The sequence below is a fragment of the Streptomyces sp. NPDC037271 genome, assembly GCF_055603605.1.
The window spans coordinates 151,969-173,872 of the sequence record NZ_JBVJVN010000002.1 but is presented as its reverse complement, the minus strand read 5'-3'; the positions used below and the strand labels follow the sequence as shown (position 1 = coordinate 173,872).

20 protein-coding genes are annotated in these 21,904 nt (G+C 72.8%); 14 read left to right on the top strand and 6 right to left on the bottom strand.

The window, feature by feature from the left end:
* The 6 genes from ACZ7G3_RS05500 to ACZ7G3_RS05475 all read left to right on the top strand — a co-directional run bounded on the left by ACZ7G3_RS05500 (nucleotide 1) and on the right by ACZ7G3_RS05475 (nucleotide 7,638).
* Nucleotides 1-981, top strand: a complete 981-nt coding sequence (locus ACZ7G3_RS05500) for an SCO2521 family protein (protein ID WP_470923389.1) — start codon at nucleotides 1-3, stop codon at nucleotides 979-981.
* An 83-nt stretch (nucleotides 982-1,064) separates the two neighbouring features.
* The gene (locus tag ACZ7G3_RS05495) at nucleotides 1,065-2,177 is read left to right on the top strand and encodes a hypothetical protein (protein WP_470923387.1); all 1,113 of its coding nucleotides are present in this window, start codon (nucleotides 1,065-1,067) and stop codon (nucleotides 2,175-2,177) included.
* 153 nt (nucleotides 2,178-2,330) lie between these two features.
* Nucleotides 2,331-4,424: an MMPL family transporter gene (locus ACZ7G3_RS05490; RefSeq protein WP_470923385.1), complete on the top strand. Its 2,094-nt coding sequence runs from the start codon at nucleotides 2,331-2,333 to the stop codon at nucleotides 4,422-4,424.
* A gap of 67 nt (nucleotides 4,425-4,491) precedes the next feature.
* Nucleotides 4,492-5,778: a sensor histidine kinase gene (locus ACZ7G3_RS05485; protein ID WP_470923384.1), complete on the top strand. Its 1,287-nt coding sequence runs from the start codon at nucleotides 4,492-4,494 to the stop codon at nucleotides 5,776-5,778.
* A gap of 3 nt (nucleotides 5,779-5,781) precedes the next feature.
* A complete protein-coding gene (locus tag ACZ7G3_RS05480; protein WP_470923382.1) occupies nucleotides 5,782-6,450 on the top strand; it encodes a response regulator transcription factor in 669 nt (222 codons plus the stop codon).
* Between the two features lie 216 nt (nucleotides 6,451-6,666).
* Nucleotides 6,667-7,638, top strand: a complete 972-nt coding sequence (locus ACZ7G3_RS05475) for a hypothetical protein (RefSeq protein WP_470923381.1) — start codon at nucleotides 6,667-6,669, stop codon at nucleotides 7,636-7,638.
* A 38-nt stretch (nucleotides 7,639-7,676) separates the two neighbouring features.
* Here the strand turns inward: ACZ7G3_RS05475 and ACZ7G3_RS05470 are convergent, their stop codons facing one another.
* The gene (locus ACZ7G3_RS05470) at nucleotides 7,677-7,922 is read right to left on the bottom strand and encodes a DUF397 domain-containing protein (RefSeq protein WP_470923379.1); all 246 of its coding nucleotides are present in this window, start codon (nucleotides 7,920-7,922) and stop codon (nucleotides 7,677-7,679) included.
* Complete coding sequence (locus tag ACZ7G3_RS05465; RefSeq protein WP_470923970.1) at nucleotides 7,904-8,737, bottom strand: helix-turn-helix domain-containing protein; 834 nt, start codon at nucleotides 8,735-8,737, stop codon at nucleotides 7,904-7,906. Before ACZ7G3_RS05465 ends, ACZ7G3_RS05470 begins: the two co-directional genes overlap by 19 nt.
* A gap of 115 nt (nucleotides 8,738-8,852) precedes the next feature.
* On the opposite strand from ACZ7G3_RS05465, the gene ACZ7G3_RS05460 reads away from it, so the two are divergent.
* From ACZ7G3_RS05460 to ACZ7G3_RS05445, 4 genes are read left to right on the top strand one after another with little or no spacing between them, the layout of a single operon-like run.
* Nucleotides 8,853-9,059 carry a hypothetical protein gene (locus ACZ7G3_RS05460; protein WP_426519720.1) on the top strand — a complete coding sequence of 69 codons (207 nt, stop codon included), beginning with the start codon at nucleotides 8,853-8,855 and terminating at the stop codon, nucleotides 9,057-9,059.
* Nucleotides 9,059-9,274 carry a hypothetical protein gene (locus ACZ7G3_RS05455; RefSeq protein WP_426598829.1) on the top strand — a complete coding sequence of 72 codons (216 nt, stop codon included), beginning with the start codon at nucleotides 9,059-9,061 and terminating at the stop codon, nucleotides 9,272-9,274. The genes ACZ7G3_RS05460 and ACZ7G3_RS05455 overlap by 1 nt, the downstream gene beginning before the upstream one ends.
* Before the next feature lie 23 nt (nucleotides 9,275-9,297).
* Complete coding sequence (gene recO / locus ACZ7G3_RS05450) at nucleotides 9,298-10,047, top strand: DNA repair protein RecO (RefSeq protein WP_470923377.1); 750 nt, start codon at nucleotides 9,298-9,300, stop codon at nucleotides 10,045-10,047.
* A 16-nt stretch (nucleotides 10,048-10,063) separates the two neighbouring features.
* The gene (locus tag ACZ7G3_RS05445; RefSeq protein ID WP_470923376.1) at nucleotides 10,064-10,924 is read left to right on the top strand and encodes an isoprenyl transferase; all 861 of its coding nucleotides are present in this window, start codon (nucleotides 10,064-10,066) and stop codon (nucleotides 10,922-10,924) included.
* Nucleotides 10,925-10,982: 58 nt separating this feature from the next.
* Here the strand turns inward: ACZ7G3_RS05445 and ACZ7G3_RS05440 are convergent, their stop codons facing one another.
* The 4 genes from ACZ7G3_RS05440 to ACZ7G3_RS05425 form a co-directional block, all read right to left on the bottom strand.
* Nucleotides 10,983-11,402: a Fur family transcriptional regulator gene (locus ACZ7G3_RS05440; protein WP_055416814.1), complete on the bottom strand. Its 420-nt coding sequence runs from the start codon at nucleotides 11,400-11,402 to the stop codon at nucleotides 10,983-10,985.
* A 68-nt stretch (nucleotides 11,403-11,470) separates the two neighbouring features.
* Complete coding sequence (locus ACZ7G3_RS05435) at nucleotides 11,471-12,373, bottom strand: metal ABC transporter permease (RefSeq protein WP_426598714.1); 903 nt, start codon at nucleotides 12,371-12,373, stop codon at nucleotides 11,471-11,473.
* An 11-nt stretch (nucleotides 12,374-12,384) separates the two neighbouring features.
* On the bottom strand, nucleotides 12,385-13,152 hold the full coding sequence (locus ACZ7G3_RS05430) for a metal ABC transporter ATP-binding protein (protein ID WP_426598715.1): 768 nt from the start codon (nucleotides 13,150-13,152) through the stop codon (nucleotides 12,385-12,387).
* A gap of 20 nt (nucleotides 13,153-13,172) precedes the next feature.
* On the bottom strand, nucleotides 13,173-14,228 hold the full coding sequence (locus tag ACZ7G3_RS05425) for a metal ABC transporter substrate-binding protein (RefSeq protein WP_470923374.1): 1,056 nt from the start codon (nucleotides 14,226-14,228) through the stop codon (nucleotides 13,173-13,175).
* A 170-nt stretch (nucleotides 14,229-14,398) separates the two neighbouring features.
* Here ACZ7G3_RS05425 and ACZ7G3_RS05420 point away from each other — a divergent pair, with 170 nt between their 5' ends.
* From ACZ7G3_RS05420 to ACZ7G3_RS05405, 4 genes are all read left to right on the top strand, one after another.
* Nucleotides 14,399-15,781, top strand: a complete 1,383-nt coding sequence (locus tag ACZ7G3_RS05420) for a glycine--tRNA ligase (protein ID WP_426598717.1) — start codon at nucleotides 14,399-14,401, stop codon at nucleotides 15,779-15,781.
* A gap of 174 nt (nucleotides 15,782-15,955) precedes the next feature.
* The gene (locus ACZ7G3_RS05415) at nucleotides 15,956-16,570 is read left to right on the top strand and encodes a LysE family translocator (RefSeq protein ID WP_426598718.1); all 615 of its coding nucleotides are present in this window, start codon (nucleotides 15,956-15,958) and stop codon (nucleotides 16,568-16,570) included.
* A gap of 141 nt (nucleotides 16,571-16,711) precedes the next feature.
* Entirely contained in the window at nucleotides 16,712-17,503 is a 792-nt protein-coding gene (locus tag ACZ7G3_RS05410) for a hypothetical protein (RefSeq protein ID WP_470923371.1), read from the top strand.
* Nucleotides 17,504-17,512: 9 nt separating this feature from the next.
* Nucleotides 17,513-21,871 (top strand): cation-translocating P-type ATPase, encoded by a 4,359-nt coding sequence (locus tag ACZ7G3_RS05405; protein ID WP_470923369.1) that lies wholly within the window; start codon nucleotides 17,513-17,515, stop codon nucleotides 21,869-21,871.
* Nucleotides 21,872-21,904: the final 33 nt, after the last annotated feature.

Genomic DNA, 21,904 nt, shown 5'->3' with positions numbered 1-21,904 from the left:
ATGGCGCCGGCGGAGATCTCACCGCGCGCCGTGCTCGCCTGCGGCGAGGTCCGCACCTGCCTGCTGCCCGCCCGGCAGGCCCTCGACATCCGGGCCGCCGCCCAGCTCCTGGCCCTGCGCGCCGACGAACGGGTGCTGACCTCCGAGCGCCCGAGCCTCTACGCGCGTTCCCCCGACACCCTCACCGGCGTCGACTGCCCGCTGCCCAGCGCCAACGGCGCCCGGATCCGCGCGGTCGGCACCGTCGCCGCACGGGCCGCGCTCACCGAGGGGCGCGTCCTGCAGACCTCCGCCCGCTTCCGCGTCCCCGCCACCGGTCCCGACCAGCGACGGCCGTGGGGCGAGTACCTGGTGCGCCCCGGCATGGTCGAGCCGCTCGGGAAGCTGCCCCACGAGGCGGTCGCGCGGGGCGTGCTCGGCGGCGGACGCCACGGCGACCTCGACGCCGGACTGATCGCCGACGGGCTGCTGACCCGGCTGCTGCGCCACCCCCTGCTCGACCAGCGCCCGCCCTTCCGGTCCCGCCCCACCCGGCTGCGCTGGGCCGCCCTGCCCGCCGATCCGGGCGACGGCCCGTCCATCGAGCGGTTCACCCTCGCCGAGGACGAGCTGCGCACCGTCCGCCTCCGGGTGCCCGAGGGCACCCCCGCCGACGGCCTCGCCGCACTCTGCGAGGACCTCGCCCTGCACGACTGGCTGCTCACCACGGTGGTCCGCATGCTCGACGGCGTCCGCCTGGGCACCGGAGCCGCCCGGGACGCCGGTGCCGTCGTCCGGACCCTGCGCCCGGCCGTCGACCACCTGCTGCACCTGTGGATGCCCCGCGCCCGGGTGGGGCCGGAACTGGCCCCGCTGTGGGACCCGCTGGAGGAGCGGCCCGGCTTCACCCGGCAGTGGCGGACGCTGGTGCAGCGCATCCGGGACCAGCTGACCCTGCACGCCATTCCCGCACCCCACCAGGAGGTGGAACCGGTCCCCTGACCGGGCGCCGACGCCTCCCACGCACATCCCCGCACCCCGATCGACCCCGATCCGACGCGTATCCCAACGGGGGGAGAAGCGAGATGAGCACGGCACAGTCACCCCGACCCGACGACACGAACCGCCCGCCCGGCCCGGCCGCCCTGAGGGGGGAGTCCCCCTGGGCGCGCATGCTGCTGATCGCCCTGGTCGTCGGCGCCCTCTTCTGGGGCGTCACGGCCCTGCTGAGCCCCGACGACGGAACACCGCACCAGTTCGCGGCCGCCGTGCTCTGCGCGGGCGCGGCGATGCTCGTCCAGTACGTCATGGGCCTGGCCCCGCGCCCGGGGCCCGCCCGGCTGGAGGAGCACACCCGCCGGGTGGAGAGCGCCCTGGCCGAGAACACCGCCGCCGTACGGGAGGGCCTGAACCGCTACGACGACGAGCTGAAGTCCGGGCTGACCCGGCACACCCAGGACGTGAAACAGCTGGTCGAGACCCACGTCGCGCAGGCCGACCACGGGGCCGCCGAGTCCCGCCCGCTGGGCCCGGTCCGTATCGACAGCGTGCCCGACCTGGCCAAGGGCTTCGCCGACGTCCTGCTGCCGGAACCCTCGATCCTGCACACCTTCGTCCACCTGGAGATGGCGCGGGTCGTCGGCCACATGGCGGACCTCACCAACCTGACCACCGAGTGCCCGGGCGAGAACCACGACTGGATGCTCACCCTCACCCGCGCCGCCGAGCAGTCCATCTGCGCCACCAGCACCGCCGTCGACCGGGAGTTCTGGAACAGCGAACCCGCGGGCCGCTACCTCGACGCCCAGCAGACGGCGATCGACGAGCAGGGCGTGTCGGTGCGCCGGCTGTTCCTGCTGGAGAGCGCGCGCGAGCTCGACGACCGGCTGCTGCGGCTGTGCGAGGAGCAGGAACTGCGGCGCATCGACGTACGCGTGGCCGTCCTGCCCGAGCTGCCCCCGCACCTCCAGCGCGGCACCACGAACGACTTCATCCTCTACGACGAGGGGGTGTCGTTCGAGATCGAGCAGGACCTGCGCGACGTCAACGTCCGCACCCGGCTCACCGCGCGCCAGGAGTACGTACGGGACCGGCTGAAGCGCTTCAGGGAACTCTGGGACGCGGGCATGGGCCTGCGTGAGCTGGAGGTGCGGGTCGATGCCGAGCAGGACGGCAACTGGATGGTCGACCGGGCCTGACCGGCACCTCGGGGTACTCCCCGGGGAGTAAGGAGGGCCCCGCGTCACCCCGGGAGGTAGCCGCGGACTCGCTCTCACGCCCGACGTATCGGCGTCCCGCCGGCGGAAGTCTGGAGACCGACCCAGACATCCGACCGGAGGGGAGCCCGTCACATGGGGGCAGCAAGGACAGGTGCGGGGACGAGCGGGGGGCGACGCCGGGCCGTGCCCTGGCTGGTGCTCGGACTGTGGATCGCCGTACTGGCGATCGCCTCGCCGTTCGCGTCGAAACTCTCGGACGTGCAGCGCGACCGCGCCGTCGACTACCTGCCGGCGAGCGCCGACTCGACGCAGGTGGCGAAGATCCAGGACCGGCTGCCGGGCGGCGAGGCCACCGAGATGGTCGTCGTCTACCACCGCGACGCCGGACTGACCGCCGCCGACAAGGCCACCGCCGCCGACCAGATCGCCGAGATCGCGGGCGCGCACCGGCTGACCGACCGCCCGGTGGCCATCCCGTCCGAGGACGGCACCACCCTCATGTACCCGGTCGCCTCCACCGAGCCCGGCCAGGACGAGGAGGCCCGCGACACACTGGTCAACGCCGTACGGGACGTCGCCGAGGGCGGCGACGGGCTGAGCGTCGAGGTCGGCGGCGCGGGCGCCCTCACCACCGACGCGAGCGAGGTCTACAACTCCCTCGACGGCCCGCTGCTCTACACCACGGCCGCCGTCGTCGCCCTCCTGCTGATCCTCATCTACCGCAGCCCGTTCCTGTGGCTCGTCCCGCTCGCCGTCGCCGGGATCGCCGACTACCTCTCCATGGGCGTCGCCTACGGCCTCAACCAGTGGTTCGGCACCTCGGTCTCCGGCCAGAGCTCCGGCATCATGACGATCCTCGTCTTCGGCGTCGGCACCGACTACGCGCTGCTGCTCGTCTCCCGCTACCGGGAGGAACTGCGCCGCATCGAACGCCCCTACGACGCCATGGTCGCCGCCCTGCGCGGCTGCGGCCCCGCCGTGCTCGCCTCCTCCGGCACCGTCGCCGCCGGACTGCTCTGCCTGCTCGCCGCCGACCTCAACTCCAGCCGGGGCATGGGCCCGCTCGGCACCGTCGGCGTACTGTGCGCGCTGGCCGCCATGCTGACCCTGCTCCCCGCGATCCTGGTCCTGCTCGGCCGCCGCGTCTTCTGGCCGCTCGTACCCCGCTACGGCAGCACCCCCAAGGTCCGCAGGTCGCTGTTCACCGCGATGGGCGGCTCCGCCGAACGCCGGCCCCGCACCGTCCTCGTCGGCGGCGCCCTCCTGCTCGGCGCGCTGGCCCTCGGCTCGCTCAACCTGCCCGGCTCCCTCAAGCAGGAGGACACCTTCACCACCAGGCCCGAGGCGATCGCCGCCATGGAGACCCTCGCCGCCGCATACCCGGAGCGCGGCACCCAGCCCATCACCGTCATCGCCCCCACCGACCGCGCCGCCGCCGCGCTCGCCGACGCCCGCGACACCCGAGGCGTCAAGAGCGCCGAGCGGGGCCGTACCGGCGGGGGCTGGACCGAACTGACCGTGCTGGCCTCCGCACCGCCCCAGTCGGCGGCCGAGACCGCCACCATCGACGCCCTGCGCGACAGGCTCGACGACTCCTACGTCGGCGGCCCCAGCGCCCAGCAGATCGACCTGGAGGACACCAGCGCCCGGGACACCGTCGTCGTCGTACCCATCGTGCTGCTCTCGGTCCTGCTGATCCTCGCCGCCCTTCTGCGGTCCCTGGTCGCGCCGCTGATCCTGGTCGCCGCCGTCGTCGCCGTGTGGGGCGCGGCCCTCGGCATCGGCGGGCTGGTCTTCGGACCCCTCTTCGGCTTCGAGGGCACCGATCCGGGCCTGGGCCTGCTGTCCTTCGTCTTCCTGGTGGCCCTCGGCGTCGACTACGGCATCTTCCTGATGCACCGCATGCGCGAGGAGTCCCTGCACGGCGCCGAACCGACGCGGGCCGCGCTCACCGCGCTGCGCACCACGGGCGGTGTCATCGCCTCCGCCGGGCTCGTCCTCGCGGCCACCTTCGCGGTGCTCACCAACATGCCGATGGTGCAACTCGTCGAGCTGGGCTTCGTCATCGCGGTCGGTGTCCTCCTCGACACCTTCCTGGTCCGCACCTACCTGGTCACCAGTGCGAGCGTCGTCCTGCGGCGCCGGGTGTGGTGGCCGGGCCGGCTGTCCCGGGCGCCCGAGGAGGAGCCCGTGCCGACGGGGGACCGGGAGCCCGCCGGTGTCTGAGGTGCCCGACGACCGGAGTGCGCCCCTCCTCTCCCGGAGGGGCGCGTCCGTCACGGAGGATGGGCGCGTGCAGGCAACCACTCCGGCGGCGCCCCGGCCGTCCCGCCCCGGTGAGCGGATCATGGCCGCCATCAACCGCGACCCGCGCACCGCCCCGCACCGGGACCGCAACGACGCCGTGCTCGCCGTGTTCCTCGCCGCGGCGGCGGCCTGCATCGCGCTGCTCACCGATGAGGGCCGTCGCCCGGACGCGGTGGGCTGGACACTGCTGCTCGTCGCCCACGTGCCGCTCGTGCGGCGCAGGCACCGTCCCCTGCTGGTGCTCTGCCTGGTGGCCGCTCCGGTCGCCGGCTTCCACGCCCTCGACCACAACCACTCCGCGCCCGGCCCCGCGACCATGACGGCCCTCTACACACTCGCGGCGACCGGCACGGTGCGCCGCACCCTGGTCGTCGGCTCCGCCGTCATCGGCGTGGGGCTGAGCATGAACGCCGTCACCAACCCCGACGGCATGGTCGAGCTGCTCCGGATCACCGGCTGGGTCGTCGCCGTCCTGTTCTGCGGCATCGACGTCCGCTTCTACCGGCACTACGTCGCCTCCATCGTCGAACGCGCCGAGCGCGCCGAACGCACCCGCGAGGAGGAGGCCCGGCGCCGCGTCGCCGAGGAGCGCCTGCGCGTCGCCCGGGACCTGCACGACCTGCTCGCGCACAGCATCACCCTCATCGGCGTGCAGACCTCCGTCGCCGCGCACGTCCTGACCGCCGACCCCGAGCGGCTGGACCGGGCCGCCGTCGCCAAGGCCCTCGACGACATCGCCGATACCTGCCGGAGCGCGCGGGGCGAACTGCGGACCACGCTGGAGGTCCTCCGGGAGAAGGACGCCCCCGACGCCCGCGGCCCGCTGCCCGGACTGCACGGCCTGCCCGACCTGGCCGAGGCCGCCCGGCTGGCGGGAGCGCGGGTGGACCTGTCGGTACGCGCCGGCGACGTCCCGCCCGCGGTCGGCGCCGCCGCCTACCGCATCGTGCAGGAGGCGCTGACCAACGCCGTACGCCACGCGGGCCCGGAACCGTCCGTCCGCGTCGAGGTGCACGCCGGGCGGGGCGTCCTGAGCCTGTCCGTGACCGACGACGGGATCGGCCCCGACCCCGACGGCACCCCCGGCTTCGGCCTCGTCGGCATGCGCGAACGCGCCCGCAGCGTGGGTGGCTCACTCGACGCCGGGCCGCGGGGCGGGGGTGCCGGCGGCTTCGAGGTGAGGGCCGTGCTGCCGGTCCCCACGGCGTCCCCAGCACCTTCGGCGCCCGCCCCCGCACCCCTGACGACCGTGACCCCGAAGAGAGACGACTGACGGATGACCATACGAGTGCTGCTCGCGGACGACCAGAACCTCGTCCGCGCCGCGTTCGCCCTGCTCGTCGCGTCGGCCCCCGACATGGAGGTCGTCGGCGAGGCGGGTACCGGCCGCCAGGCCGTCGACCTGGCCCGCACGGAACGCGCCGACCTGGTCGTCATGGACATCCGCATGCCCGACCTGGACGGCATCGAGGCGACCCGGCTCATCGCGGCCGACGAGGACCTGGCGGGCGTGAAGGTGCTGGTCCTCACCACCTACGACACCGACGACAACATCGTGGAGGCCCTCCGCGCGGGCGCCTCCGGCTTCCTGGTCAAGGACACCAGGCCCGCCGAACTCCTGGACGCGATCCGCACCGTGACGGCGGGTGACGCGCTCCTGTCGCCGGGCCCGACGGCACGGCTCATCGAGCGCTTCCTGCGCAGTCCCGCGGTGCCGGTCGCGGGTGGCGGCGGCCCCGACTGCCTGTCGGACCGGGAGCGCCAGGTGCTCACACTGGTCGCACGCGGCTTCAACAACACCGAGATCGCCGACTCCCTGGGACTGAGCCCACTCACCGCGAAGACCCACGTCAGCCGCATCATGGGCAAGCTGGGGGCGCGGGACCGGGCGCAACTGGTCATCGTGGGCTACGAGTCGGGCCTGGTGACGCCGGGAGGCGCCTGACCCCCGGGACACGGGTTCGCCCAACTCCCGCCCAGGTCACGGGGATCGCGGTCGCAGCCGATCGTATCGTAGTGCGGGGCCGCTGTAGGGTGTCGGTCTCCGATCGTTGAGGATCCCCTCCCACCGCAGAGGACACTCATGCACTCTCACGAAGGGCCGGCGGAACACGCCGACTTGATCAAGGACAGGGGATCCGTACGGCGTCCCGCACGGACGGTGTCTCCCACCACGCGCGCCGCCGGCGCGGCGGAGGCCGCCGCGACGCTGTCCCACCCCACGGCCGGTTCGTTGCTCGCGCTCCAGCGCAGCGTCGGGAACGCCGCCGTCACCGCCGCCCTGGGCAAGGGCCGCCGCGGGGGCACCGCCCCGGTGGGTGGCACGGGCCTGCCGGTCCAGCGAGCGAGCCGGCCGTCCTCCAGAAGGAACAGCACCCACTACTACGACGAGCTGCCGGAATACGAACGCGCGGACACGAACTACATCGACCCCGACCTCATCGGGTCCCTCCCCCAACAGCGGGTTCCTTCCCAGAACACCGTCATGGGCAACCGTTCGGCGGCCGATTACATGCGCGACGCCGGCGTGCATCCCGGCGGCAGGACCTCCCACCTGCACCTTTCCACCGCCTACCACCACGGTGACCCGGTCAACGGCACGCCGCAGCGGCGCGAGAACCTGGCACCCGGTACGGACGGCACGAACCTCTCCCACCGCCGCTACGAGTACGCCGCGTCGGGGCACCAGCCGCCGATGGTGGATGTCCCGCCACAGGACGGCCCCGTTCCGTCCTTCCAGGCGTCGAGAGTCCCGCAGTACTCCACTCCGATCGACATGCACGGAATCCCGATCACGCACGCGGGTCTGAACGGGCGCGTCGGGCAGAGCGAGGTCTACCGGGACCTGGACTACTCGATCATGGCGCCCCACGACCCCATGGCCAACGAAGCGTTCAGGGTGAGCTTCGACACCCTCGACCCCCGGTCCGCCGCGCAGCGTGAACAGGCGGGAGAACTGCCGCACACCAATGAGATCCGCAGGCAGATGCAGTACGCCTCGGCACGCCAGCTGATGGCGGGACTGGACCCCGGCGTGGTCCCGGAGTTCGAGGAGTGGGAGCAGGAGCGTCTGCGCAACTCCTCACCGAATCGGTCCCGGTCCCGATCGCGGTCGCGGTCGCCCCAGCCCTAGTCCACGTCTCCGTACCGAAGGTGCCGGTACGGAGACCGTCACACCCGGGGCAGGTCCCCGCGCGGTCGTGTCGCCGCGCGGGTGACGTCCGATCCGACGGTGCGTACGAACTCCGTCCAGGCGGCGGGCCCGACGACGATCACCGGGCCGCCGGCCACCTTGCTGTCCCGGACGGGGACGATGCCGGGGACTCCGTCGGCGACCTCGACGCAGTCCTCGCCGCCGTCGCCGCCGCTGTAGCTGCTCTTGAGCCAGCGGGCGTTGCTCAGGTCGAACTCGCGCATGGTCTGTAGTCCTCCGACACCGACTCGATCAGGGCCAGGGACGCCTCCGGCGACAGTGCGGCGGCCCTGATGTGATCGTAAGACGCCCGGGTGCGCTTCACCACCGGCGGTTCGTCCAGCAGAGTCCCGGAAAACACGCCTTCTGTATAGACGGTTGGCGGGGCGTCCTCGAACTCCATGAGCTTCATCTGCTTGCCCATGGACGGATGCGCCCCCGCCACGAACGGCATCACCTGCACCACCATCGTGCGTTCTCGTGCCAGCGCCGCGATGTGGTCCAGTTCGCCGGCCATGGCTGCCGGGCTGCCGACAGGGATGCGCAACGCCGCCTCGTGGAGCACCGCCCAATACCGGGGACGTGTAACGTCCTTGAGCAGCCGGACGCGGTCCATCCGGCCCTTGACCAACTCCTCGATGTACTCGTCGGTGGCCAGCGGATTGCCCGCCAGGAACAATGCCTGCGCGTACTCCCGTGTCTGGAGGAGCCCCGGGATCACCGTCGGCGCGTACTCGCAGATCTCCGTCGCCAGCCGCTCCAGTTCGGCCACATGGGCGAAGTACTCCGTGTACGGCTGCTCCTTGATGAGCTTTTTCCACAGCCGCTCGAAAATACCGTCGGTTTGCAGTACCCCGTCAATCCGCTGGGCTACATCCAGCTGCGGTTTCCGAATTGCCTGTTCGAACTGGCCGATGTATCCACCGGAGACGAATACCCGCGCCCCCAGCTCGACTTGGGTGATTCCGGCGTCCTCCCGACGGCGTTTTAGTTCAATACCGAAGAACTCCCACGCCGCTTGCCGTGAACCGTTGGCCATAACCAACCCCCCTGCACTGACCAGCACTTGTAGTGCGAGAACTCCTCCCGAGTGTAGTCACGGAGGGGCATTCTTGGGATACGAAGAGTGAAACCGCAAAGTGAAGGGGAACAGGGTGGAGGCACGACACTCGGCGCTCTGCGCCGAAGAAGCGGAGGTAGCGGTGAAAGAATTGCGCGCAGCGCTCACTGAGGCAGGAATTACTCTGCCGTCACTCGGGCTCGACCCGGTGAGTCTTGCGCGGGAGGCCCCCTGTCCGCTCATCGAATTGGGCAGGTGTTCCGTCGAGACCGCGCTGCGACTCGCGGCGGTGCTGCGATGATGATGCCGCCGATCGGGTCCTATGCCGTCGACACCCGGAGTGGGCGGGTCGGCGTCGTCATGGGGCATGAGGGGCCGTACGTGCAGATGCGGCCGTACGGCGGGGGGCGGGAGTGGGACGCCGCGCCGGGGGACGTGCGCCACGCCACGCCGTCCGAGCGGCTCAGCGCGGCGACGGCGTACACCAACGCCCGGAGCCGTGGCGAGGTGCCCTGAGGCAATGCGGGACAATGGACGCCATGAGTCTGTTCCGCGACGACGGCATCGTGCTGCGCACCCAGAAGCTGGGCGAGGCGGACAGGATCATCACGTTGCTCACGCGCGGTCACGGACGCGTACGCGCCGTGGCCCGTGGGGTGCGGCGGACGAAGTCGAAGTTCGGGGCGCGGCTGGAGCCGTTCTCGCACGTGGACGTGCAGTTCTTCTCCAAGGGGAGCGAGCTGGTCGGGCGCGGGCTGCCGCTGTGCACGCAGAGCGAGACCATCGCGCCGTACGGCGGCGGGATCGTCACCGACTACGCGCGGTACACCGCCGGGACGGCCATGCTGGAGACGGCCGAGCGGTTCACCGACCACGAGGGCGAGCCGGCGGTCCAGCAGTACCTGCTGCTGGTCGGCGCGCTGCGCACCCTCGCCCGGGGCGAGCACGCGCCGAACCTCGTGCTGGACGCGTTCCTGCTGCGCTCCCTCGCCGTGAACGGGTACGCGCCCACGTTCGGGGACTGCGCGAAGTGCGGTATGCCCGGTCCGAACCGGTTCTTCTCGGTCGGCTCGGGCGGCTCCGTCTGCGGCGACTGCCGGGTGCCCGGCAGCGTCGTACCCTCGCCCCAGGCCCTGGAACTGCTCGGAGCGCTGCTCACGGGAGACTGGGGGACCGCGGACGCGTGCGAGCCGCGGTACGTCCGGGAGGGGAGCGGGCTGGTGTCCGCCTACCTGCACTGGCACCTGGAGCGCGGCCTGCGCTCCCTGCGATACGTCGAAAAATCCTGAAGGAGACGAGAGACACATGGCCGTACGCGGGTTCCTGGGGCGTCAGCGCCGGGAGTACAGGACGCCGGAGCCGCACCCGTCCGGCGCGCGGCCCCCGAGGCTCGGCGAGCTGGTGCCCGAGCATGTGGCGATCGTCATGGACGGCAACGGGCGCTGGGCCAAGGAGCGCGGCCTGCCGCGCACCGAGGGGCACAAGGTCGGGGCCGAGCGGGTGCTGGACGTGCTCCAGGGCGCGATCGAGATCGGCGTGGAGAACATCTCCCTGTACGCCTTCTCCACGGAGAACTGGAAGCGGTCGCCGGACGAGGTGCGCTTCCTGATGAACTTCAACCGGGACTTCATCCGCAAGACCCGCGACCAGCTCGACGAGCTGGGGGTCCGCGTGCGCTGGGTGGGGCGGATGCCCAAGCTGTGGAAGTCGGTCGCCAAGGAGCTCCAGGTCGCCCAGGAGCAGACCAAGGACAACGACAGGCTCACCCTGTACTTCTGCATGAACTACGGCGGACGCGCCGAGATCGCCGACGCCGCGCAGGCCCTCGCCGAGGACGTGCGGGCCGGGCGGCTCGACCCGTCGAAGGTGAACGAGAAGACGCTCGCCAAGTACCTGTACTACCCGGACATGCCGGACGTGGACCTGTTCCTGCGGCCGAGCGGGGAGCAGCGGACGTCCAACTACCTGCTCTGGCAGAGCGCGTACGCCGAGATGGTGTTCCAGGACGTGCTGTGGCCCGACTTCGACCGGCGCGACCTGTGGCGCGCGTGCCTGGAGTTCGCCTCCCGGGACCGCCGCTTCGGCGGCGCGATTCCCAACGAGGAGCTCCTGGCCATGGAGGGGAAAGCCGGCCCGTACGGGGGTGCCCCCTCTGGGGGAGTTTGAGGGCGAGGCCGTTCAGGCCGACGACAGGGGCCCGGGGCGAAGCCCCGGCCCCCACGGCTCAGCCGCCGGAGGCGTTCGCGCAGTCCGCGCAGGTGCCGAAGATCTCCACGGTGTGCGCGACGTTGACGTAGCCGTGCTCGGCGGCGATGGCCTCCGCCCACTTCTCGACCGCGGGGCCCTCGACCTCGACCGCCTTGCCGCAGGTGCGGCAGACCAGGTGGTGGTGGTGGTCGTCGGTGGAGCAGCGGCGGTAGACGGACTCGCCGTCGGCGGTGCGCAGGACGTCGACCTCGCCGGCGTCGGCGAGGGACTGCAGGGTGCGGTAGACCGTGGTGAGCCCGACCGAGTCACCCTTGTGCTTGAGCATGTCGTGGAGCTCCTGCGCGCTGCGGAACTCCTCGACCTCCTGGAGGGCCGCCGACACGGCGGCCCGCTGCCGGGTGGCACGGCCCTTCACGGGCGGTCCAGCGGTCGTCACCGGGATCCCTCCTCACGTCTGCGGTCTGCGGCTTGCCGGGCCATTGTGCCAGCCCGGCAGGCCGGCGGTCAGACGCCGACCTCGTCCGTGGCCCCCCGGGTGGCCGGAATCGTGCACTCCGTCGGATCCGCGGCGGCCCGCGCCGCGGTGGCCGCCCGCGCGCGTCGCCGGGCCAGTGGCGCCGCCAACGCGGTGAGCAGCACGAACGCGCCGATGGTGAGCAGCACGATGGTCGCGCCGGGCGGCACGTCCTGGTAGTACGACGTGACCGTGCCGCCGATCGTCACGCTGACGCCGATGGCGACGGCGATCGCGAAGGTGGCGGCGAAGCTGCGGGTGAGCTGCTGCGCGGCGGCCACCGGGACCACCATCAGCGCCGACACCAGCAGCAGTCCGACGACGCGCATCGCGACGGTCACCGTCACCGCCGCCGTGACGGCGGTCAGCAGGTTCAGCGCGCGCACCGGCAGACCGGTGACCCGGGCGAACTCCTCGTCCTGGCTGACCGCGAACAGCTGGCGGCGCAGGCCCAGGGTGACCAGGACCACGAAGGCGGCCAGCACGCAGATCGCCGTGACGTCGGACTCGCTCACCGTCGACAGGGAGCCGAAGAGGTACGAGTTGAGGTTGGCGTTGGAGCCCGTCGGCGCGAGGTTGATGAACATCACGCCGCCGGCCATGCCGCCGTAGAAGAGCATGGCGAGGGCGATGTCGCCGCGGGTCCTGCCGTACCAGCGGATCAGCTCCATGAGGACCGCGCCGAGCACGGCGACCAGGGTGGCCATCCACACCGGGGACCAGGTGAGCAGGAAGCCGAGGCCGACGCCGGTCATCGCCACGTGGCCGATGCCGTCGCCCATGAGGGCCTGGCGGCGCTGGACCAGGTAGATGCCGACGGCGGGGGCGGTGATGCCGACCAGGACGGCGGCCAGCAGCGCCCGCTGCATGAAGGCGTAGTTCAGGAATTCCATGGGGGGCCTTCTCAGCTCAGCAGTCCGGTGCGGATCGGTTCGGCGCCGGCCGCCGCGTGCGGGTGTACGTGGTCGTGGCCGGGCAGCGCGTGCTGGCCGACCGCCTTGGGGGGCGGGCCGTCGTGCAGGACGCAGCCGTCGCGGAGCACCACGGCCCGGTCGATCAGGGGCTCCAGGGGGCCCAGCTCGTGCAGGACGAGCAGGACGGTGGAGCCGGCCGCGACCTGCTCGCGCAGGGTGGCGGCGAGGACCTCCTGGCTGGCCAGGTCGACGCCCGCCATCGGCTCGTCCATGATCAGCAGCTCGGGTTCGGAGGCGAGCGCGCGGGCGATCAGCACGCGCTGGTGCTGGCCGCCGGAGAGGGCGTCCACGGAGTCCTTGGCCCGGTCCGCCATGCCGACCAGGTCGATGGCCCGGCGTACGGCCTCGTGGTCGGCCTTGCGCAGGATGCCGAAGCGGGCCCGGGAGAGGCGGCCGGAGGAGACGACCTCGGTCACCGTCGCGGGGACGCCGCCCGCGGCCGTGGTGCGCTGCGGGACGTAGCCCACGCGCGCCCAGTCGCGGAAGCGGCGGCGCGGGGTGCCGAACAGTTCGATCTCCCCGGCCGTGACCGGCACCTGGCCGATGACGGTGCGCACGGCGGTGGACTTGCCCGAGCCGTTGGCGCCGAGCAGGGCCACGACCTCGCCGCGGCCCACGGTGAGGTCGATGCCGCGCAGGACGGGGCGTGAGCCGAGTTCGGCGCGGACGCCGCGCAGGGATATGACGGGCTCGCTCATGCCGCCCTCCGATGGGTCGATCATTTGGCTCCCAGGGCCGTCCGCAGGGCCTTGAGATTGGCTTCCATGACCTGGAAGTAGTCGTCGCCGCGGGACTTGTCGGTGATGCCCTCGAGCGGGTCGAGGACGTCCGTCTTGAGGTTCGCGTCCTTGGCGACCGTCTTCGCGGTCTTGTCGCTGACGAGCGTCTCGTAGAAGATCGTGGAGACGCCGTCGGCCTTGGCCATCCTCTCAAGCTCCTTGACCCGGGCGGCGCTGGGCTCGGACTCGGGGCTGAGGCCGCTGATGGACTCCTCGGTGAGGCCGTAGCGCTCGGCGAGGTAGCCGAAGGCGGAGTGCGTGGTGATGAAGACCTTGGTCTTCGTGTCCTTCAGGCCGGTCTCGAACTTCGTGTTCAGCTCGCCGAGCTTCCCGACCAGGGCCTGGGTGTTCTTCTTGTAGTCGGCGGCGTGGTCGGGGTCGGCCTTCTCGAAGGCCTTGCCGACGCCCTCGGCGACCTCGGCGTACTTGACCGGGTCGAGCCAGATGTGGGGATCCTTGCCGCCGGCCTCGTGGCTGTGGTCGTGGCCGTGCTCTTCCTCGGTGTGCTCTTCCTCGGCGTGGCCCTCCCCGGCGTGCTCTTCCTCGGCGTGGCCTTCTTCGGCGTGGCCCTCCTCGGCGTGGCCCTCCTCGGCCGCGTGGCCGCCGGCCTCGGTGCCGTGCTCCTCCAGGGAGGTCAGCGTGGCCGCGTCGATCTTCGTCTTGACGCCGGACTGGCCGATGGCCTCGTCGACGGCGGGCTGGAGGCCCTTGAGGAAGAGCGCGGCGTCGGTCTCCTCCAGCTGCGCGCGCTGCTTGGTGCTGAGCTCCAGGTCGTGCGGCTCCTGGCCGGGCTGGGTCAGACTGCTGACGTTGACGTGCTCGCCGCCTATCTGCTCGGCGAGGAACGCCATGGGGTAGAACGACGCGACGACGTCGAACTTGTCCGTGTTGCCCGCCGCCGTGCTGTCGCTGGAGCAGGCGGAGAGGGTGCCGAGGCCGAGCGCGGCGGCCGCGGTGACTGCTATGCCGGATATGTGTCGTCGTCGTACGTTCATGGCATTCATTTTCAACAAATATGGAAACGGTTGTCAACAAACGGTCCGGTACGCCGGGCGGAGGCCAGGTGGGCCCCCGATTTGGCCGGGGGGCAGTCCGCGCCGGTAACCTGAGGCATTCTCTGGAAGCATCTCGCTTCGTCGCCCGTCGTCGTAATGAAGAGAGCACCGTGGCCGCCGACAAGATCGACACCATCGTCAGCCTGAGCAAGCGCCGTGGCTTCGTATTCCCGTGCAGTGAGATCTACGGCGGTCAGAAGGCCGCCTGGGACTACGGACCGCTGGGTGTCGAGCTCAAGGAGAACCTGAAGCGCCAGTGGTGGCGGTACATGGTCACCTCGCGCGAGGACGTCGTCGGTCTCGACTCGTCCGTGATCCTGGCCCCCGACGTCTGGGTCGCCTCCGGCCACGTCGCCACCTTCACGGACCCGCTGACCGAGTGCACCTCCTGCCACAAGCGGTTCCGCGCGGACCACCTGGAAGAGGCCTACGAGGAGAAGAAGGGCCGCGCCCCGGAGAACGGCCTCGCGGACCTCAACTGCCCCAACTGCGGCAACAAGGGCACCTTCACCGAGCCCAAGCAGTTCTCCGGTCTGCTCTCCACCCACCTCGGCCCGACCCAGGACAGCGGCTCCGTCGCCTACCTGCGGCCCGAGACCGCGCAGGGCATCTTCACCAACTTCGCCCAGGTGCAGACCACTTCCCGCCGCAAGCCGCCGTTCGGTATCGCCCAGATGGGCAAGTCCTTCCGCAACGAGATCACGCCCGGCAACTTCATCTTCCGCACCCGCGAGTTCGAGCAGATGGAGATGGAGTTCTTCGTCAAGCCGGGCGAGGACGAGAAGTGGCAGGAGTACTGGATGGAGCAGCGCTGGAACTGGTACACCGGCCTCGGCATGCGTGAGGAGAACATGCGCTGGTTCGAGCACCCGGCGGAGAAGCTCTCCCACTACTCCAAGCGCACCGCCGACATCGAGTACCGCTTCCAGTTCGGCGGCAGCGAGTGGGGCGAGCTGGAGGGTGTCGCCAACCGGACGGACTACGACCTCTCCTCGCACGCCAAGGCCTCCGGCCAGGACCTCGCCTACTACGACCAGGAGGCCGGCGAGCGCTGGACGCCGTACGTCATCGAGCCGGCGGCCGGTGTCGGACGGGCGATGCTCGCCTTCCTGCTCGACGCGTACATCGAGGACGAGGCGCCCAACGCCAAGGGCAAGATGGAGAAGCGCACGGTGCTGCGCCTCGACCCGCGCCTGGCGCCGGTGAAGGTCGCGGTGCTGCCGCTGTCCCGCAACCCGGAGCTGTCGCCCAAGGCCAAGGGCCTCGCCCAGGCGCTGCGGCAGAACTGGAACATCGACTTCGACGACGCCGGCGCGATCGGCCGCCGCTACCGTCGTCAGGACGAGATCGGCACGCCGTTCTGCGTGACCGTCGACTTCGACACGCTCGAGGACAACGCCGTGACGGTGCGCGAGCGGGACACGATGAAGCAGGAGCGCGTGTCGCTGGACCAGATCGAGGGGTACCTGGCCTCCCGCCTGGCCGGCTGCTGACCTTCGCCGACGTCGGCGCACCAGGGGGTTGTTCCGCCTCCTGGGCCCCCGGCCTTCGCCCGCCCTCCATCCGACTCGGTCGGGTGGAGGGCGGGCGTTTTTCGGTAGTGGTCCCCTACGGCGGTGACTGATTGGCCCTGTGGGGCGGGCCGTCCCGGCGCCAGGGTGGTGGCCATGAGCATCGCGTTCCTGCTGACCACCCTCGTGGTCGTCGCCACCCCCGGCACCGGAGTCGTCTACACCCTCGCCGCCGCCCTCTCGCGCGGACGCCGCGCGAGCGTCGTCGCCGCCCTCGGGTGCGCGCTCGGCATCGTGCCGCACCTGCTGGCCACCGTCACCGGGGTCGCGGCGGTGCTGCACGCCAGCGCCACCGCCTTCCAGGTCCTCAAGTACGCCGGTGTGGCCTACCTGCTGTACATGGCGTGGGCCACCCTCCGGGACAAGGAGGCGCTCGTGGTGGCCGGGGACCGGGCCGGGCCCGTTCCGGCCGGGCGGGTGATCCTGCGAGGTGTGCTGATCAACATCCTCAACCCGAAACTGACCCTGTTCTTCTTCGCCTTCCTGCCGCAGTTCGTGGACCCGGGCCAGGCCGGCGCCCTGCCGCGCATGCTGCTGCTCGGCGGCGTGTTCATGCTGGTGACGTTCGTCGTGTTCGCCGGGTACGGGGTCCTGGCCGCGTCCGTGCGCAGCCACGTCATCTCCAGGCCGAGGGTGATGGCGTGGCTGCGGCGGAGCTTCGCGGGGTCGTTCGTGGCGCTGGGGGCGAAGCTGGCGTTCACGGCGCGATAGCGCTCAGCGGCCTTTCCGGAGCGCGCGCCGACATCGTCGGGATGAGTGCCCGAAGTGCGGGAACCCGGATAAATGCGGAAGGTGATGTTCCCAGGGTTTCCACAGCTTGCACGAGCTTGCACAGGGCGAGGACGAACAGTCATGGCTGAGCAGAAATCGGCGCAGACGCTCCCGAGGCCGTTGCACGCGGCCGCGTCGGCGCTGCGGAAGGTGCCGGGCGCCGGGACGGTCGGCAGGGCCGCCGAGGGCGCGCTGGACAGGATCGGGGCCGTGTCGCCGCGCGGGCGGCGCGCGGTCGTGTACACGGGGGCCGGGGTGCTGGGCATCGCCGGGCTGGTCGAGTGGCCGGTGGCGGCCACCGGGGCGGCGGTGGCGTGGCTGACGCGGCCGCGGCCGCAGAAGTCGCCGGAGGCGGAGGCCGCGCGGGTGCTGCAGAACGGGGCGGAGACCTCCGGCGGGGACGGCGGAGCGGGGAAGTCCGGTACGGCCGCGTCCCGTACGGCGGACAAGAGCTCCGCGCGGCGCAGCACCGCCAGGAAGACCGCGGGCACGCAGGCCGCCGCCAGGAAGAGCCCGGCGGCCAGGACCACCACCGGGACGAGCGCCGCGAAGAAGGCGGGCACCGCCGGGACGAGCGCCGCGAAGAAGACGGGCAGCGCCGGGACGAGCGCCGCGAAGAAGACGGGCAGCGCGGCGAAGAGGGCGAGCAGCGCGGCGAAGAAGGGCACCGCCGCCACGCGGCCCGCCAGGAAGAGCACCGCCGCCACGAGCCCCGCGAAGAAGGGCACGGCCAAGAAGACGACGGCCGGTGCTTCCCGCAGCACCTCCGCCTCGCGCGCCACCTCCAAGGCCAAGGCGTCCGCCGGCCGGCCCGCCGGTGCCTCGGGCGGCCGGAGCCGGAAGACGACCACGTCCACGCGGAAGGCGGGCTGAGGGACAACGATGGTCGGTGGACTTCTGACGCGTTCCCAGGGCGCCGTCACCGGATTCGTCCTGGCCGGGCCCCGGCTGCTGGCCCGCGGCACCGCACCCGCGGTGGGCGCCGCGGCCGGCGCCGTGGCGGGCACCGCACGGGCCGGTGTGCGCGGCGCCGACTTCGCCGCGCGCGCGGCACGGGTCGCCCGCGCCGCACTGCCGGGCGGCACCCCGGACTGGCGGGGCGGACACCGGGCACACCTCGCGCTCCGGCCGGCCGCGACCGAGAAGGTGCGCCGGGCGGGCGGCACCGAACGCGTCGCGCGGCGGGTGGCGGCAGCCCTGGCCGAGCACCCGGACGTGGTGCTCGCCTACTGGGACACCGGCCTCGCCCGGCTCGTCGTGACCGCCACCGAGGAGGCGCTGACCGACCGGGTCGTGGACCGGGCCGCCGAACTCGCCGAGGAGCACGGACTGACCCGGGCGGAGCAACGGGGCCCGGGAGATCCGGTGGAGGAGCTCGCCCACCCCGGCGACCCGGCCTCGGTGCGCGTCGCGGCCACCGCCCTCGGCGCCGACGTCCTGGGCATCGCCGCCGCCGTGACCGGCGCCCGCCTGCGGCTGCCGCCCTCGCCCCGCCTGGTGACGGCCGTCGCGACGCTGCTGCGCGAGAACCCGACCTTCCGCGCGTGGCTGCGCGAACGGCTCGGCGACCACCGCATGGACGTCGCGCTGGCCGCCGCCAACGCGGCCGTCCACGGCGCCGGCCAGAGCTACACCTCACTGGTGCTCGACGGCGCGCTGCGCGCCTGCCAGCTCACGGAGGCGGTGACCCGGACGGCGACCTTCGAGGTCGTGCACGACCGGCTGTGCCTGCCGGACCGGGGCAGCCTGCCCGCCGACCCCGCCCTGCGACCGCCGCTGCGGTCCTCCCCGGCGCAGAACTACGCCGCCCACGCCTCCACCGGCAGCGTGGCGGGCGCGGTGGCGACCCTGCTGGTCAAGCACGACGTGGCCGAGGCCGCCGAGGCGGTGCTGGCCGGCTCGCCCAAGGCCGCGCGCTACGGGCCCGCCGCCTTCCACGCCGTACTGAGCGCCGCGCTGTCGCGTACCGGTGTCCTCGTGCGCGACCCCGAACGGCTGCGGCAGCTGGAGATGGCCGCCACGGTCGTCCTGCACCCGAGCGCGCTGCGGGCGCCGGACGCGGGCGCGGACCCGTGGACCGAGGACGTCCTGGACGCCGCGCGGCGCGCCGGACTGCGCGTCGTGATGGTGGAGGACCCGGCGCTGGCCGACTTCACCGGCCTCGCGGACCAGGTGGTCAGCGGGACGCGGCCGCTGCGGCAGGTCGTGGACGAACTGCGCGCCGAGGGCGGCGTCATCACCGTCGTACGGCCCCGGCCCGGCGACGAGGATGCGCTGCTGGCCGGGCTGCTCGGCGGGGACGTGGCCGTCGCGCTGGCCGACGAGGACGCCCCCGTGGCATGGGGCGCGGACGTGATCGCCCCGCAAGGACTCGCCGACGTGTGGCGGCTGCTGCGGGCGGTGCCCGCCGCCCGCGCGATCGGGCGCCGGTCGCAGACGCTGGCCCGGTCCGGTGCCGCGCTGTCCGGACTGCTGGTGGCGGTCGGCGAGGCGCGCACCAAGGGCAAGAAGGGGAGCGGGGGCGGCGCTTCGGCGCTGCCCGGACTGCGGCACGCGCCCGTCGACGTGAGCGCGGCGGCGGCCCTGCTGTCCGGGACGCGCGCCGCGCTCACCGTGGCGATGGCCCGCGCCCCGCACCCCCGGGCACGGGTGGCGTGGCACACGCTGGACCCCACGGGCGTACGGGAGCGCCTGGCGCGGGAGAAGGAACCGGAGCCGTCCCTCGCCGAACAGCTGACGGCGCGGACGAAGGCGGCGGCCGACCGGGCGGGCCGCGTCCCCGTGCTCGCGCCGGTGAAGTGGACGTGGCAGCTGGGGCAGGCCGTGCGGGGCGAGCTGGACGATCCGCTCACCCCGGTGCTGGCGGTCGGCTCGGCGGCCGAGGCGATCCTCGGCTCCGTCATGGACGCGCTGCTCGTCGTCGGCGCGCTCGACCTGAACGCGCTGGTCGGCGGCTTCCAGCGGCTGCGGGCCGAGCGGGCTCTGTCCGGGCTGCTCGCGCAGCAGAAGCAGAAGGCGCGGGTCGCCGAGGAGGAGACGCACGACCCGTCGGCCGAGCCCCGCGTCGTGGACGCCACCAAGCTCCACCCGGGCCACATCGTCGACCTCAAGGCCGACGACGTCGTGCCCGCCGACGCCCGGCTGCTGTGGGAGGACGGCCTGGAGGTCGACGAGTCCGCGCTGACCGGTGAGTCGCTGCCGGTGGACAAGTGCGTGGACCCGGTGACGAACGCGCCCGTCGCCGAGCGGCACTGCATGGTCTTCGAGGGCACGACCGTGGTGGCCGGCCGCGCCCAGGCCGTCGTCGTGGACACCGGCGAGCACACCGAGGCCGCCCGGGCGGTCTCGCTGGCCGCCCGTACGCCCTCGGCGGCCGGAGTGCAGGCCAGGCTCCAGGAACTCACCCGCAAGGCGCTCCCGCTCACCCTCGCCGGCGGGGCCGCGGTGACGGGGCTCTCACTGCTGCGGGGGACGCCGATCCGGCAGGCCGTCGCGGGTGGCGTGTCGGTGGCGGTGGCCGCCGTGCCCGAGGGGCTGCCGCTGGTGGCGACGGTGGCGCAGCTGGCGGCGGCCCGCCGGCTCAGCCGGCACGGTGTCCTCGTGCGCACCCCGCGCACCCTGGAGGCGCTGGGCCGCATGGACACCATCTGCTTCGACAAGACGGGCACGCTCACCGAGAACAAGCTGCGGCTGACCCGGGTCGCCGGCGCCGACGGCACGGTCCGCAAGGCCGGCGACCCGGACGCCGCCGACGCCGTACGGATCGCCGCGCGCGCCTGCCCCCGCCTCAACGGCGACGGCGCCCGCCCCACCCACGCCACCGACGAGGCCGTACTCGACGCCGCCGGTCCGGACCCGGAATGGACGCAGGAGGAGGGCCTGCCCTTCGAGACCTCGCGCGGCTACGCCGCCGCCGTCGGACGGGCCGGCGACGGCGCGCCGGTGCTGGTCGTCAAGGGCGCCCCGGAGACCGTGCTGCCCGCCTGCGCCGACCTGCCCTCGCACGCCACCGAGGTGGCGCACGGCCTGGCCCGTGACGGACTGCGCATCATCGCCGTGGCCAGCCGGCCCCTGCGCAAGGGGGAGAAGGCCGCCGACGTCCTCGAACAGGAGCCGGAGAAGCTGGAGTTCACGGGGATGCTCGGGCTGGCCGACGTGGCCCGCGAGACGTCCCCGGCGCTGGTGCGCGGGCTGCGCGAGGCGGGCGTACGGCCCGTCGTGCTGACCGGCGACCATCCGCAGACCGCCCACGCCATCGCCGTCGACCTGGGCTGGCCCGAGGACGCGGTCGTGGTCACCGGCGACGAACTCGCCGCCGCCGACCGCACGGCACGCTCCCGGATGCTGCGCGACGCGGACGTCGTCGCCCGGGTGGCGCCCGAGCAGAAACTCCAGGTCGTCGAGTCCCTGCGGGACGCCGGGCGGGTCGTCGGCATGGTCGGCGACGGCGCCAACGACGCCGCCGCCATCCGCGCCGCCGACATCGGCGTCGGCATCAGCGCCCGCGGCTCGGCCGCCGCCCGCAACGCCGCGGACCTGGTCGTCACGGGTGACGACCTGCTGGTCCTGGTGGAGGCGGTACGGGAGGGCCGTGCCCTGTGGCACAGCGTCGCCGACGCCATCGCCATCCTGATCGGCGGCAACGCGGGCGAGGTCGGCTTCGGCATCCTCGGCACCGTGCTGGGCGGTTCCGCCCCGCTGTCCACCCGTCAGATGCTGCTGGTCAACCTGTTCACGGACCTGTTCCCCGCGATGGCGGTGGCGGTCACGGAGACCGGCGACCCCGAGCAGGAGGAGGACGACGCGGGCACCCCGCTCGGCACGGCGGTGCTGGGCGAGCCCCTGATCCGCCAGATCCGGCACCGGGCGATGACCACGGCCCTCGGCGCGACCGCGGCCTGGCTCTTCGGCCGCTTCACACCGGGCACGCGGCGCCGCTCCACGACGATGGCCCTGTGCGCCGTGGTCGGCACCCAGCTCGCCCAGACCCTCGCCGACCGCCGCGGCAGCCGCTTGGTCCAGGTCACCTCCCTCGGCTCCGCCGCCGCCCTGGTCGCCCTGGTCCAGACGCCGGGCGCCAGCCAGCTCTTCGGCTGCACACCGCTGGGGCCCCTGGCCTGGGCGGGCGTGGCGGCGGCGATCGTCCTGGCGCTGGCGGGGCAGCGGGCGCTGCCGGCGGTGGAGGAGGCGGTCGTGACGTACTGGCCGAAGGTGGCGGAACGGCTGCCCGCCCGGGGGTGACCGGGCCGACCGCCACCGGGCCGCCCGCACCGG

Excerpts from the sequence above, each read along its gene's own strand:
- ACZ7G3_RS05500 (WP_470923389.1), top strand. The coding sequence starts at position 1 with ATGGCGCCGGCGGAGATCTCACCGCGCGCCGTGCTCGCCTGCGGCGAG.
- ACZ7G3_RS05495 (WP_470923387.1), top strand. The coding sequence starts at position 1,065 with ATGAGCACGGCACAGTCACCCCGACCCGACGACACGAACCGCCCGCCC.
- ACZ7G3_RS05490 (WP_470923385.1), top strand. The coding sequence starts at position 2,331 with ATGGGGGCAGCAAGGACAGGTGCGGGGACGAGCGGGGGGCGACGCCGG.
- ACZ7G3_RS05480 (WP_470923382.1), top strand. The coding sequence starts at position 5,782 with ATGACCATACGAGTGCTGCTCGCGGACGACCAGAACCTCGTCCGCGCC.
- ACZ7G3_RS05470 (WP_470923379.1), bottom strand. The coding sequence starts at position 7,922 with ATGCGCGAGTTCGACCTGAGCAACGCCCGCTGGCTCAAGAGCAGCTAC.
- ACZ7G3_RS05465 (WP_470923970.1), bottom strand. The coding sequence starts at position 8,737 with ATGGCCAACGGTTCACGGCAAGCGGCGTGGGAGTTCTTCGGTATTGAA.
- ACZ7G3_RS05455 (WP_426598829.1), top strand. The coding sequence starts at position 9,059 with ATGATGCCGCCGATCGGGTCCTATGCCGTCGACACCCGGAGTGGGCGG.
- recO (WP_470923377.1), top strand. The coding sequence starts at position 9,298 with ATGAGTCTGTTCCGCGACGACGGCATCGTGCTGCGCACCCAGAAGCTG.
- ACZ7G3_RS05445 (WP_470923376.1), top strand. The coding sequence starts at position 10,064 with ATGGCCGTACGCGGGTTCCTGGGGCGTCAGCGCCGGGAGTACAGGACG.
- ACZ7G3_RS05435 (WP_426598714.1), bottom strand. The coding sequence starts at position 12,373 with ATGGAATTCCTGAACTACGCCTTCATGCAGCGGGCGCTGCTGGCCGCC.
- ACZ7G3_RS05430 (WP_426598715.1), bottom strand. The coding sequence starts at position 13,152 with ATGAGCGAGCCCGTCATATCCCTGCGCGGCGTCCGCGCCGAACTCGGC.
- ACZ7G3_RS05425 (WP_470923374.1), bottom strand. The coding sequence starts at position 14,228 with ATGAACGTACGACGACGACACATATCCGGCATAGCAGTCACCGCGGCC.
- ACZ7G3_RS05415 (WP_426598718.1), top strand. The coding sequence starts at position 15,956 with ATGAGCATCGCGTTCCTGCTGACCACCCTCGTGGTCGTCGCCACCCCC.
- ACZ7G3_RS05410 (WP_470923371.1), top strand. The coding sequence starts at position 16,712 with ATGGCTGAGCAGAAATCGGCGCAGACGCTCCCGAGGCCGTTGCACGCG.
- ACZ7G3_RS05405 (WP_470923369.1), top strand. The coding sequence starts at position 17,513 with ATGGTCGGTGGACTTCTGACGCGTTCCCAGGGCGCCGTCACCGGATTC.